Genomic DNA, 11,670 nt, shown 5'->3' with positions numbered 1-11,670 from the left:
CCCTGCATCAAATGATTTTTGCTGATTTACTCACTACCGATTAAAAAGTAGACTCCCCCGCTGACGGATAAAAGGGCAACACAGGACCAGGGAAATGGCGAAAGGCATCGTGCTTTGTCAGGGTGACAAGACTAAATGCGGCGGTAAAATTACCGCAGGAACAGCGCAGGGTTTTTCTTTCGGCAAGCCTCAGGCAAGGGAAGGCGATCCTGTTACCTGTGGGAAAAATGGCAAAACGTATCGAATCATTGGCGATATATCTCACTATACCAGCGGACCCGATAATAAACGTATTGCCGGGTCGTTGGACAGCCATAACTCTTGCCCCTGCAAGGCGAAAATTATTCCTTCCAATCTTTACCCAACTTATACGCAGGAAGATGTTGCGGGGATACGGGGGATGGATGCCACCAAACAAGTGCCTGCTGAAACGGCAACAAAACCGAATCAATTTATCCAAAATCTTCTGGAGCAAAACAGGCAACTTGTTATCAGCCAACAAAATGAAAAACCTATACCAGATGGCGTTTATATCTGGACAGAAATCATCGGTGCAGGACACACGTTTGTTTCTGTACATGAAAATGACCGCATATACCTTTATACCTATGGGCGGTTTGGTAGAACCGGGCCTGGTGGATTCACAGGAGATGGAATTCTTAATTTTTTAAAAGATGAAGATGCAGAGGTCTACTATAAAAAGGAACTCCATAGAATGAATGCTCGTGTCTTTCGTATTGATGATGCAGACAAAAGATTGATCAGAACGTACTTTGAAGATCTTTGGATTAAGGACAATCCAGCAATTCAAACAGAGAAAATGAATGAAACAACCAAAAGGAGAGGTTGTACGATAGACGAGTATGATGTCACTGGGAATAACTGTACAACACATTCAGTTTCTGGAATAAAACTCTCTGGCTCAAAACTATTTAAAAGTGGTTATACTTCGCTTACTACTCATTTACCCATCGAAGCAGAGGACGACTTTACCGTCCCGATTTCTCTGCAACGACATTTAGCAAAAAGAGCAGCGGATATGTCTTCTATGTCCGTCATGGAGATGACAAAAAATTTTAAAACACAATATCCTAATAATGATAGCATCCACCCTTTAGAAAAATATCCCGGCAGAATGATCGACCAAGTTGCTGCGGAAATCGCTACTACTGGCAATTCTTTATCTCCGTACTCAGGTGGAACCATTGGTGGCCTTCCTGGAGGTTCTTATGACATTAACGAACAAGACTAAATTCTTTCTGCGTTGGAGTGGGATTGGAATTGTATCCATATTCTACTTTTTGGGTTTGATGATATCATCTTTTTCCTACTCTGATATCTACGATAAACAATCAATGCAGCTTACCAAAACCATACCCGTGACCGAGCATTGGGCAATAACTGAATCTTTAATTGAATCATTAAATGTAATTATTAACACAGCCTTTTTGGGTTTTATTATTTGCGTTCCCCTGATCCTGATTATATTCAAAAAAGTAAGATAATCCTGAATCCACCCAGACATAAACTTTTTATAATAATTAACAAAATCGATGTATCATCGTGAAATGGCTTCATAAGCAAAAATAGGTTTCTTACAACTAAAAAACAATATATTCAGACTGAAGAAATACGATTATTCAACATATTGTCAATAACTATTTAATTACGTCAAAAGATAGTTTGAAAAAATCAAAACAGACCAATCAATTTTAATCAGAGCAGCTTCACATTTTTTGAATTTCCCTGCATCAAATGATTTTTGCTGATTTACTCACTACCGATTAAAAAGTAGACTCCCCCGCTGACGGATAAAAGGGCAACACAGGACCAGGGAAATGGCGAAAGGCATCGTGCTTTGTCAGGGTGACAAGACTAAATGCGGCGGTAAAATTACCGCAGGAACAGCGCAGGGTTTTTCTTTCGGCAAGCCTCAGGCAAGGGAAGGCGATCCTGTTACCTGTGGGAAAAATGGCAAAACGTATCGAATCATTGGCGGTATATCTCACTATACCAGCGGACCCGATAATAAACGTATTGCCGGGTCGTTGGACAGCCATAGATCTTGCCCCTGCAAGGCGAAAATTATTCCTTCCAATCTTTACCCAACTTATACGCAGGAAGATGTTGCGGGGATACGGGGAATGGGGGAAAGAACTTTTCCTTTAGCAACTGAGCGGCAGCCTGAAATGCAGTCTGAACTTACACAAGTCGCACCAACAATCAGGGACGATATAAAACCTGAACCGCTGCCCCTACCCGCGCTGATTTTTCAAACCCTAAGACAGATGGATGATTATCAGGCTGACGATATGCGGCATGGTGATCTGGATATTGTCGCACTGAGAGACCGTTTTAATATTGACGTGCATGACGTTTCTACGAAGGTTAGTCCACATACTCTGAAATTAAAAGCGCCCATCGGATCCCATATATTCAAATCCCCGTATTCATTGCCTGATTTTGGGTTAAAAGAAATGCCATCCGTCAGTAAAGAACAATGTGCTGCATTGATGTTTGACGAGTTTCGCGAGCTGGCGAAGCTGTTTTCCTTTCATGGTGAATATAAAAATGTGATCACTGAGATGATTACGCATATGCAGGGAAATACAGGAAAGACCTTCAGGAGTTCGCTACTGGATAAGGCATTGAAACAGCAGATACTAAATGACGAATCTAAACATAGCTCATTGCTAACCATAAAAAACACATTAAAAGACATCATTGATTATGAAAAAAGAACAATCCCACACACAAAAAAAGAAGTATTTAAGACCTTATTAAATAAAAACTCCATCCTTCCTAAATTTAATCTTATAATAGACAGAATAAATGGACTTGTAATCAGCGTCCATGATACATGGTCAACTTACATAACCATTGAATCAATTTCCATCCAAAGTAACAAATACCATGCCATCATACATTATCGTATCCAGGACCATTTCGGCTTAGATGATCTTGACATTAAAAATCCGCTTTATAATAAGTTTAGAATTTTTCGTTTATGGTTTACTCTTCAACGGTGGAGTAAGTACAATTATCAACCATTCATCACTGAGATGAATGCTACTTTAGAGATATACGGGTGAAGATATGTATAAAAAATCTCTACCTGGATTAATAGTATTTCTTCTCTTTGCTTACATTTCAAGCAAAATAATAATACCTGTTGAGATTGTTGCTGTGCATGATGATGTCCTTCTTGTCAGACATTTTCCATTTTTAAAAAACAGGCAAATTGCATGGTGGGAAGCTAATAAAAAATGGTTAAAGGAAAAGTATGGAGTTCCTCATATACAAAGCGACGGTTATTACAATGTATTCATTCAAAATTTCGGAGAAGGTTATCAACCGGATCATGGAACTGATGAAGATTCTGATCTATTATGCTTCAATGATATGGTTTTTTCTTCACATTGCATTAAGAAGGACCCTTTATTATGGATCGGATGGAGTAAGAATTCTGGGCAATTTTATAGATAGAGTTGCATCAAAAAACATTTAAATTTAGCGTGTCTGAGGTAAATTTATAAGCAACTCCGCATTTTCAGGTTGTGGTTCACTCTTCAGCGTTGGGATGAATATGACTACAAACCGTTTATTACAGAAATGAACGCGACTGTTGACATAAGCGGCTGGAAAAATGAATAAACACAAAATAAGAACTTTCATAGGAATGATATTTTTTCAGGGCTTACCTACATTCTTTGGAGTTTTTTAACTCCTGTTGAGATAGTTGCAGTATATGGTAAAAATGAATGCAAGAAAGTTTATGACTGTCATGGTGACGTCATACTGGTCAGAAATTTCCCCCATTTAAAAAAAATGCAAATTACATGGTGGGAGAACAACAAAAAAATAATTAATGAAAAATATAACATTCCACACAAACGTGATGATGGTTACTACAGTATATCTATACAAGGATTTGGCGATGGATTTCGAGTTGACCGTGGAACGGATGAGGACTCAGATTTGCTATGTTTTTATGAAATACCAACCGAGGCTAGATGCATTAAGAAAGACCCACTAATAAATATTGGGTGGAGTAGAAACAGAGGTTTTTTTTACAACTAAAAACAATATACTCGCACTGAAGAAATACGATTAATTCATCTCTGGATTCATTATTTTTGTTACGCTGATAGTATATATATTTAAACGGGTAAGATAACTCAGATCGCCTCTGACATAAATCACCTGGCATCACCTGCACGAAAGCTGGATACAATTTGGAGTGTGCATTGTAAAAGGGAGAACGTTATTGGCCTGAAACTAAAGTAGGTAATTGAAATTACATGGTGCCGGTAATAGGAGTCGAACCTACGACCTTCGCATTACGAATGCGCTGCTCTACCAACTGAGCTATACCGGCATTGAGGCGGGTAACTACGGGGCAATAAGTTAGAAAAAACCGCCAAACGAGTCAAGTGGCAACATACCGCGGGCGGAACTTATCAGCATTCCCTGATAAAACCGTTCATATCGCAAACACCCACCTGTAGGTAGCGGCGCGATTTATCGCGCGGGTTTAAACCCCGGAGTTGCCTGAAAACCGCACGATAAATCGCGCCGCTGCGACTCCTTCAACCAAAGGTGTCTGCTGAACAGGAAAGATTCATCGCGCATATTATATTCAATTTTTTTGAATTCTTTCAGCAAATCCCTCAGCTTTTACTCACCCGGCGACAGGTCTATTCTCTCTCACATCGAGGCACAACGCCTCACCGATTAAACAAACTTCTGAGGAAATGACCATGAAATCCATCAAAACTTTCGTTGCAGTTGCCGCCCTGTCACTGGTTTCTTTCGGTAGCTTTGCGCAGAGCATCACTGCCTCCGCTTCTACCCTGGATGGCGCAGAAGCCAAAATCGCTGCACAGGCCAAACAGGCAGGGGCGTCATACAAAATCACCGGCGCACGCGTGGACAACGGTGCTTACCTGTCAGCTGAACTGACTAAATAGGGTAATAATTAGCACGATCACAGTTATCGCACTAATTATCAATTATGAAACGATAACTGTAGTTATTATTACTTTCATCGAAGGAACACAGCCTTCCAAACAAACAAATTAAGGATTAAGACCATGAAAACTATCAAAGCACTGTCAATCGCCGCTGTCGCCGCTCTTTCCCTGATGTCAGCAGCCAGCTTCGCGCAAAGCATCTCTGTTACCTCTTCAACGCTGGACGGTGCAGAAGCGAAAATCGCCGCGCAGGCAGCACAGCAGGGTGCACAGTACAAAATCACCGAAGCGAACACCAATAACCGTGTTCACATGACCGCAGAACTGTACAAATAACGGATGGTCGTACAGGGACGTGCCGGAAGAGGTCGCCGCAAGGCGGCCTTTTTCGCATCTGGAGACTGGACAGTTGCGCGATAAATCGCGTCGCTACAAATCAGTGACAAAAAAGGCACCATAAAAGGTGCCTGTTTTTCATCTGACAACACATCAAGCGCGTGGCGTATCGTCGCCCCAGCCAATCCATTTGTAGGTAGTTAACGCTTCCAGACCCATTGGCCCGCGCGCATGCAGTTTTTGCGTGCTGACTGCCACTTCAGCCCCAAGACCAAACTGGCCGCCGTCAGTAAAACGGGTGCTGGCATTGACGTACACCGCCGAGGAATCCACCTGATTAACGAAGCGGTTAGCATTGCCAATGCTGCGCGTCAGGATGCCATCGGAGTGCTGGGTGCCGTGTTCACGGATATGATCGATAGCCTCATCAATATTATCCACCAGCTTGACGTTAAGATCGTTCGACAGCCACTCATCGTCATACTCGGCAGCCTGCACCGCAACCACGCTGGCCGGGCCGTTCTGCACCAGACCAATTATGTTTTCATCGGCGTGCAGGGTAATTTTTTCATCCGCCATCCGTTGCAGGAAAGCCGGGATAAAACGCGCCACCTGATCACGATGAATCAGCAGCGTTTCCAGCGAGTTACAGGCACTCGGGCGCTGTTTTTTGGCGTTAACGATTACCGTCAATGCCGCCTCTGTCTCCATAGTTTCATCAAGGTAAAGATGACACACGCCGATCCCGCCGGTGATCACCGGGATGGTAGAGTTTTCACGGCACAGCTTGTGCAGGCCAGCGCCGCCACGCGGGATCAGCATGTCGACATAGCGATCAAGCTTCAGCAGTTGATTCACCAGTTCGCGATCCGGGTTCTCAATCGCCTGTACCGCACCCGCCGGTAAACCGTGCTGCATCAGGGCATTCTGAATCACCCGCACTGTCGCGGCGTTGGTACGATACGTCTCTTTGCCGCCGCGCAGAATCGCCGCATTGCCGGTTTTCAGACACAGCGATGCAACATCCACCGTCACATTGGGACGTGCTTCATAAATCACCCCAACCACACCGAGGGGTACGCGACGACGTTCAATACGCAGACCGCTATCGAGCAACCCGCCATCAATCAATTGCCCGACCGGGTCGGCCAGACGGCACACCTGACGCACATCATCGGCAATACCTTTCAGACGCTGCGGGTTGAGTGTCAGACGATCCAGCAGCGCTTCGCTCATACCGTTCTGGCGCGCATCGGCCAGATCCAGCTCATTGGCCGCAAGGATATCTGCGCTTTCCGCTTCCAGCCGATCGGCGATGGTCAGCAGCACCTGATTTTTCTGTGCGGTGGAGAGTTCCGCCAGTTTGTACGACGCTGCCCGCGCCGCTTTACCCATTTCTTCTAACATCATCCGCTCCTTAACTGACGATCATATCGTCGCGGTGCACCGCCACCGGGCCATATTCATAACCGAGGATCTCGCCAATCTGCTGGCTGTGATGCCCGGCGATCATCCGCATCGCATCGCTATTATAACGCGTTACGCCGTGGGCAATATCACGCCCCTCAAGGCTACGAATACGGATCACTTCCCCACGCGAGAAGTTGCCCTGCACCTCACGGATACCCTTCGGCAGCAGTGAGCTGCCGCGTTCAAGAATCGCCGCCAGCGCACCATCATCCACGGTGAGTTCACCGGCCGGTGGTGCGCCAAAGATCCAGCGTTTACGGTTTTCCAGCGGCGTTTGCTGAGCATGGAAACGGGTGCCAACTGGCTTACCTTCAATCACTTCGCCAATCACATTGCTACGGCTTCCGGCAGCGATAATCACGTCGATACCGGCGCGACAGGCCACATCCGCCGCCTGCAACTTGGTCGCCATACCGCCAGTGCCCAGGCCCGAGACGCTGCCACCCGCCAGGGTACGCAACGCATCGTCGATCTGGTGTACATCGCTGATCAATTCAGCTTCCGGGTTGCTACGCGGATCAGCGGTAAATAACCCCTGTTGATCGGTCAGCAACAACAATTTGTCGGCCCCGGCTAACATTGCCGCCAGCGCGGAGAGGTTGTCGTTATCGCCAACTTTAATTTCGGCGGTAGCAACCGCATCGTTCTCGTTGATCACCGGCACGATATGGTTGTCGAGCAGCGCACGCAGCGTATCGCGCGCATACAGGAAGCGCTCGCGATCTTCCATATCCGCACGCGTCAGCAGCATCTGGCCGATATGGATGCCATAAATGGAGAACAACTGCTCCCACAATTGAATCAGACGGCTCTGCCCCACCGCAGCCAGCAGCTGCTTTGAGGCGATGGTAGGTGGCAGTTCCGGGTAACCAAGGTGTTCGCGCCCGGCCGCCATAGCGCCCGAAGTAACGATAACGATACGATGGCCCGCCGCGTGCTGCTGTGCACACTGACGAACCAGCTCCACCATATGCGCCCGATTCAGTCGACGTGAACCGCCGGTGAGAACGCTGGTACCCAACTTGACCACAAGGGTCTGACTGCCACTCATGTTTTTCCTGCCATATAAGAAAAAAGTTCTGCGAAGGGACGTTTTATCAGGAGTGAGCAAGGAAGCCAACAGCCACCGGGGGAAAAGCACAAAATTCCCCGGACAATGCCGTAGACCAAAAGTTCGCGATTAACAAGAAAACAGAAAAACTGTCATAAAACTTTCATCGCCACCCGGTAAAAAGTCCCCGTGATTTATTACAAGTCCTTTCACGGGCATAACAAATTTTACTCATTGGGATTGATAGCAAAATGATGAAAAGCAAACTGGCATTAGTCGTCTCCGCGCTGGCTCTGGCCTCCACCGCACATGCCGCCGAAGTGTATAACAAAGACGGTAACAAACTGGACTTCTACGGCAAGGTGAAAGCTGAACACTACCTGAGCGACAATGCCAGCTCAGACGGTGACAAATCATACGTGCGCATTGGCTTTAAAGGCCAAACGCAGATCAACGACCTGATGACCGGTTACGGCCAGTGGGAATATCAGTACAACGTCAACAACTCGGAAGGTTCAGACGCCAACAGCGGCAACAAAACCCGCCTGGGCTTTGCCGGTCTAAAGTTCAGCCAGTACGGTTCATTTGACTACGGCCGTAACTACGGCGTGCTGTATGACGTGGAAGGCCTGACGGACGTGTTCCCGGAATTCGGTGGTGACGGCACCGCCCGCTCTGACAACTTTATGACCCAGCGCGCCACTGGCGTCGCCACTTACCGCAACAACAACTTCTTTGGCCTGGTGGATGGTCTGCGCTTCGCGCTGCAATATCAGGGCAAAAACGACGCCACCAGCGCCAACGCCCGTGGTAGCGCTACCGATACCTCCCGCCAGAACGGCGACGGCTACGGCGCATCGCTGGGTTACACCTTTGGTGACACCGGTATCAGCGCCATCAGCGCCATCACCTCTTCTGACCGCACCAACCAGCAGGAAGCCCGTACCTACGGTAAAGGCCAGAAAGCGGAGTCCTGGGGTGCTGGCCTGAAGTATGACGCCAACAGCGTTTACCTGGCCGCGATCTACACTGAAACCCGCAACATGACGCCAATCAGCGGCACTTATCAGGGAGCTTCAGTAGCCGGTGCGGCGAACAAAGCGCAGAACATCGAATTGGTGGCACAGTATCAGTTTGATTTCGGCCTGCGTCCGTCACTGGGCTATGTGCAGACCAAAGGCAAAGATATCGAAAACGGTATCGGCGATGCCGACCTGGTGAAATATATCGACGTGGGTGCGACTTACTACTTCAACAAAAACATGTCCATGATGGTGGATTACAAAATCAACCAACTGTCGGATGACAACAAACTGGCACTCAACAACGACGACGTTGTAGCTGTGGGCATGACTTACCAGTTCTAAAAACGTTTTACCCTCATTGTGTCTGTAATCAGAGGGCAGGCTCATCACCTGCCCTTTTTATTGGTTACGCGCTCAGCTTTACCGGTTGTTCATCAAATCCCGCAGCAGGTTTGAGATCCAGTTTCAGCTCATGCAGTGTCGCTTTAAGACGCTCGTGGAAGTTGCGCAGCGTCTCCTCAACTTTTGTATTGTTATCTTTGCCCTTGATGGCGGCAGCACTCCAGTTACCCGCTTTGTCGAACAGACCAAAGGTGTACTGGTAGGTAAAGTGATCTTCCTGGGCTTCCAGCTCCATCCACCAACCCCAGAATTCACGGCTTTCCGGTGCCGGTTTCACATTGATGCATACGGCAAGGCAATCAAAGAAGAAGCGTGTTTCTTCGCATTTCCCTTCACGAATATAGGGGCCAAGCTCGGTGAAGCGCTTAAGCAGACGGCTGCGGGGGTGACCACTCGGTAACGACATGCTAATTCTCCCTTTTCGATTAACGGACCGTGTAACGATTGCTACTTAGTCTTTTAACTGCTTTGCCAGCCAGTCGCAAATCTGATTTAGCGCTTTGTCGAAGCTACTGAAGACCGGTGCGGTTGGAATCATCAGCGTTTTCCCCTGTGCCGAGGAGCTGGCAATCATCCGCGCATCCTCTTCAGGACAGAACAGATCGTTGTTCCAGTAAGCCGCCAACATCGGGATCGGCGTACGGCGTCCCAACAACCCCTGGACTTTCAGCGAGTAGCGATTCAGTTCCGTACGCAGATTGCTGTCCGGGGTGGATGACATACCGAGGCGACTCGCCAGCATATCCATATACATATCCGGCAGCTGATCCTGACGCTGCGCATCGACAAACACGCCATGCACCATCGCACCCAGCGTGGCGACCGCACGCAAACGCGGCACTTCGAGATAAGCCAGTCGCGTTGCGACGTTGGCACCAAAACGGTAGCCAAATAACCCCACACGCGTGTGATCAATCCACGGGATGTTGTTCAGTTCACGCAGCACCTGCTGATGTAACTGGCTGGTGTCCTGATTCAGCGTCCATTTGCTGCTCAGCCCCACCGACGGCATATCCAGCGTCAGCATCGCGATACCGCGTGGAGCGAGGTAATCGTGGAACAGACGATAATGGTCGATTTGCAGCGAATCCAGCCCGCCGCACAGCATCACCGTCGGATAAGGCGCTTTGGCCTGCGCAGGCATATGCAGAAAGCCGGTCACCGGGCTGCCGCCGCTGATGGAGAAGGTCAGGGCTTTTAACTCGCCCGAAAGGCGCTGGGTGGCTTCTTCGTAAGCCCGGTTGGCGAGCACCTGCGCCTGATCGGCCAGCTCGTCACCTTTAATATAGGGATAGGCTGCCAGGCTGTAGAGATTGGCCGCGTGCAACCACTCCTGACCTGCCTGTTCAGGGTTTTCATCCTGCATCGCTTCCTGCTGCCACACCGCCGCCTGCTTCGACCACTCAAAATTCCAGTTGCCGCTGCGGTAGCCAATCACCGTATCCAGCAATTCATCGCTGGTGTGTTCAACATTGCTGATGGCGATACGCGCCAACACTTCGCTGATCTCCTGCGGCGTCAGTCCACGCCAGGTCCACAGCAGTTTGTTCAGCATGCGATACCAGCAATGCTGGGTATCCCCTTCCAGCGTGTTATGTACCTGGATTGGGCTATGGTGCTCACGTCGCACCAGGGCGGATGTTTCAGGGTGTTTGAAACGCGGTTTGAATAGCTCTTCGCTGAGGTTTTTGCTCGGCATCGTAAACTCTCTCCTGCGACGGTCACGGCGAGGATCAGTTTACTGCACCCGCACTGTCGGTGCGAGAGACAGAAAGCACAACGCCCGGCGAAACCGGGCGTTGTTTGCGTTACATCAATCAGCTTTTGACGATGGGGGGAATGTACACCACACCCATGTCCCACGGCTGTTCGATCCAAGTGTTCTGCGGGATATCGACGATGTAATCATCCACCAGCGCACGGCCTGCCGGTTTCGCAAAGATGGTGACGAAACGTGCTTTCGGGTACATATCGCGGATTGCCTGCGCGGTGCCACCGGTATCCACCAGATCGTCAATCACCACGAAGCCTTCACCATCACCTTCTGCGCGCTTCAGCACGGTCATCTCACGCTGATGGTCGTGATCGTAGCTGGAGATGCACACGGTATCGACGTAGCGAATACCCAGTTCACGCGCCAGCAATGATGCCGGCACCAGACCACCACGGCTTACCGCGATGATGCCTTTCCACTGTTCCACAGGAAGCAGGCGCTGGGCCAGTTTACGGGCATGAATCTGCAACATGTCCCAGGTGACGACGTATTTTTCGCTCATAAAAGGAGTCCCGGCCAATTGAAGTTGGCTTAAAAATGTGCAAGGGGGAATGGGTTGCGCGAGATTATAAGGATCTGTCGCATTAAAAACCAGCATCTGCACATCGGTTGCGGGTTTTTAACGCGCCTGATTACGCA

Annotated in this window: 13 protein-coding genes and 1 tRNA gene; 8 read left to right on the top strand and 6 right to left on the bottom strand. The window is 48.5% G+C overall.

Annotation, left to right across the window (positions count from 1 at the left end; all coding sequences use genetic code 11):
- Positions 1–94 precede the first annotated feature (94 nt).
- The 5 genes from CTZ24_RS04315 to CTZ24_RS04295 all read left to right on the top strand — a co-directional run bounded on the left by CTZ24_RS04315 (position 95) and on the right by CTZ24_RS04295 (position 4,080).
- Positions 95–1,252 carry a PAAR domain-containing protein gene (locus tag CTZ24_RS04315; protein ID WP_208724906.1) on the top strand — a complete coding sequence of 386 codons (1,158 nt, stop codon included), beginning with the start codon at positions 95–97 and terminating at the stop codon, positions 1,250–1,252.
- Between the two features lie 586 nt (positions 1,253–1,838).
- Complete coding sequence (locus CTZ24_RS04310; RefSeq protein ID WP_208724905.1) at positions 1,839–3,092, top strand: PAAR domain-containing protein; 1,254 nt, start codon at positions 1,839–1,841, stop codon at positions 3,090–3,092.
- 4 nt (positions 3,093–3,096) lie between these two features.
- Positions 3,097–3,486 (top strand): DUF943 family protein, encoded by a 390-nt coding sequence (locus CTZ24_RS04305; protein ID WP_208724904.1) that lies wholly within the window; start codon positions 3,097–3,099, stop codon positions 3,484–3,486.
- A 42-nt stretch (positions 3,487–3,528) separates the two neighbouring features.
- Positions 3,529–3,654, top strand: coding sequence for a DUF3289 family protein (locus tag CTZ24_RS04300; RefSeq protein WP_208725491.1), 126 nt, complete (start codon positions 3,529–3,531; stop codon positions 3,652–3,654).
- A 30-nt stretch (positions 3,655–3,684) separates the two neighbouring features.
- Positions 3,685–4,080 carry a DUF943 family protein gene (locus tag CTZ24_RS04295; protein WP_208725492.1) on the top strand — a complete coding sequence of 132 codons (396 nt, stop codon included), beginning with the start codon at positions 3,685–3,687 and terminating at the stop codon, positions 4,078–4,080.
- A gap of 222 nt (positions 4,081–4,302) precedes the next feature.
- Here CTZ24_RS04295 and CTZ24_RS04290 read toward each other — a convergent pair.
- Positions 4,303–4,378 (bottom strand) — tRNA-Thr (locus tag CTZ24_RS04290).
- Between the two features lie 382 nt (positions 4,379–4,760).
- Here CTZ24_RS04290 and CTZ24_RS04285 point away from each other — a divergent pair.
- The gene (locus tag CTZ24_RS04285) at positions 4,761–4,970 is read left to right on the top strand and encodes a YdgH/BhsA/McbA-like domain containing protein (protein ID WP_013508023.1); all 210 of its coding nucleotides are present in this window, start codon (positions 4,761–4,763) and stop codon (positions 4,968–4,970) included.
- 123 nt (positions 4,971–5,093) lie between these two features.
- Positions 5,094–5,309 (top strand): YdgH/BhsA/McbA-like domain containing protein, encoded by a 216-nt coding sequence (locus tag CTZ24_RS04280; protein ID WP_013508022.1) that lies wholly within the window; start codon positions 5,094–5,096, stop codon positions 5,307–5,309.
- 153 nt (positions 5,310–5,462) lie between these two features.
- Here the strand turns inward: CTZ24_RS04280 and proA are convergent, their stop codons facing one another.
- Both proA and proB read right to left on the bottom strand, forming a co-directional pair.
- Complete coding sequence (gene proA, locus CTZ24_RS04275; RefSeq protein WP_208725490.1) at positions 5,463–6,716, bottom strand: glutamate-5-semialdehyde dehydrogenase; 1,254 nt, start codon at positions 6,714–6,716, stop codon at positions 5,463–5,465.
- A 10-nt stretch (positions 6,717–6,726) separates the two neighbouring features.
- Entirely contained in the window at positions 6,727–7,830 is a 1,104-nt protein-coding gene (proB, locus tag CTZ24_RS04270) for a glutamate 5-kinase (protein WP_021186172.1), read from the bottom strand.
- 251 nt (positions 7,831–8,081) lie between these two features.
- On the opposite strand from proB, the gene ompC reads away from it, so the two are divergent.
- Positions 8,082–9,197 (top strand): porin OmpC, encoded by a 1,116-nt coding sequence (ompC, locus tag CTZ24_RS04265; protein WP_208724903.1) that lies wholly within the window; start codon positions 8,082–8,084, stop codon positions 9,195–9,197.
- A gap of 64 nt (positions 9,198–9,261) precedes the next feature.
- Here ompC and crl read toward each other — a convergent pair whose 3' ends face one another.
- The 3 genes from crl to gpt all read right to left on the bottom strand — a co-directional run bounded on the left by crl (position 9,262) and on the right by gpt (position 11,533).
- On the bottom strand, positions 9,262–9,663 hold the full coding sequence (gene crl / locus CTZ24_RS04260) for a sigma factor-binding protein Crl (protein ID WP_208724902.1): 402 nt from the start codon (positions 9,661–9,663) through the stop codon (positions 9,262–9,264).
- Between the two features lie 45 nt (positions 9,664–9,708).
- Positions 9,709–10,956: an esterase FrsA gene (gene frsA, locus CTZ24_RS04255; protein ID WP_021186169.1), complete on the bottom strand. Its 1,248-nt coding sequence runs from the start codon at positions 10,954–10,956 to the stop codon at positions 9,709–9,711.
- 118 nt (positions 10,957–11,074) lie between these two features.
- Positions 11,075–11,533, bottom strand: coding sequence for a xanthine phosphoribosyltransferase (gene gpt, locus CTZ24_RS04250; protein WP_021186168.1), 459 nt, complete (start codon positions 11,531–11,533; stop codon positions 11,075–11,077).
- Between the last annotated feature and the right edge of the window lie 137 nt (positions 11,534–11,670).

The organism is Pantoea phytobeneficialis (assembly GCF_009728735.1).
Lineage (GTDB): Bacteria > Pseudomonadota > Gammaproteobacteria > Enterobacterales > Enterobacteriaceae > Pantoea > Pantoea phytobeneficialis.
This window is presented reverse-complemented; position numbering and strand designations above follow the sequence as displayed.

What these genes read in the sequence shown, in the direction of transcription:
- proB (WP_021186172.1), bottom strand. Translation starts at nt 7,830, where the DNA reads ATGAGTGGCAGTCAGACCCTTGTGGTCAAGTTGGGTACCAGCGTTCTC.
- CTZ24_RS04280 (WP_013508022.1), top strand. Translation starts at nt 5,094, where the DNA reads ATGAAAACTATCAAAGCACTGTCAATCGCCGCTGTCGCCGCTCTTTCC.
- crl (WP_208724902.1), bottom strand. Translation starts at nt 9,663, where the DNA reads ATGTCGTTACCGAGTGGTCACCCCCGCAGCCGTCTGCTTAAGCGCTTC.
- CTZ24_RS04310 (WP_208724905.1), top strand. Translation starts at nt 1,839, where the DNA reads ATGGCGAAAGGCATCGTGCTTTGTCAGGGTGACAAGACTAAATGCGGC.
- frsA (WP_021186169.1), bottom strand. Translation starts at nt 10,956, where the DNA reads ATGCCGAGCAAAAACCTCAGCGAAGAGCTATTCAAACCGCGTTTCAAA.
- CTZ24_RS04285 (WP_013508023.1), top strand. Translation starts at nt 4,761, where the DNA reads ATGAAATCCATCAAAACTTTCGTTGCAGTTGCCGCCCTGTCACTGGTT.
- CTZ24_RS04305 (WP_208724904.1), top strand. Translation starts at nt 3,097, where the DNA reads ATGTATAAAAAATCTCTACCTGGATTAATAGTATTTCTTCTCTTTGCT.
- CTZ24_RS04315 (WP_208724906.1), top strand. Translation starts at nt 95, where the DNA reads ATGGCGAAAGGCATCGTGCTTTGTCAGGGTGACAAGACTAAATGCGGC.
- gpt (WP_021186168.1), bottom strand. Translation starts at nt 11,533, where the DNA reads ATGAGCGAAAAATACGTCGTCACCTGGGACATGTTGCAGATTCATGCC.
- proA (WP_208725490.1), bottom strand. Translation starts at nt 6,716, where the DNA reads ATGTTAGAAGAAATGGGTAAAGCGGCGCGGGCAGCGTCGTACAAACTG.
- ompC (WP_208724903.1), top strand. Translation starts at nt 8,082, where the DNA reads ATGATGAAAAGCAAACTGGCATTAGTCGTCTCCGCGCTGGCTCTGGCC.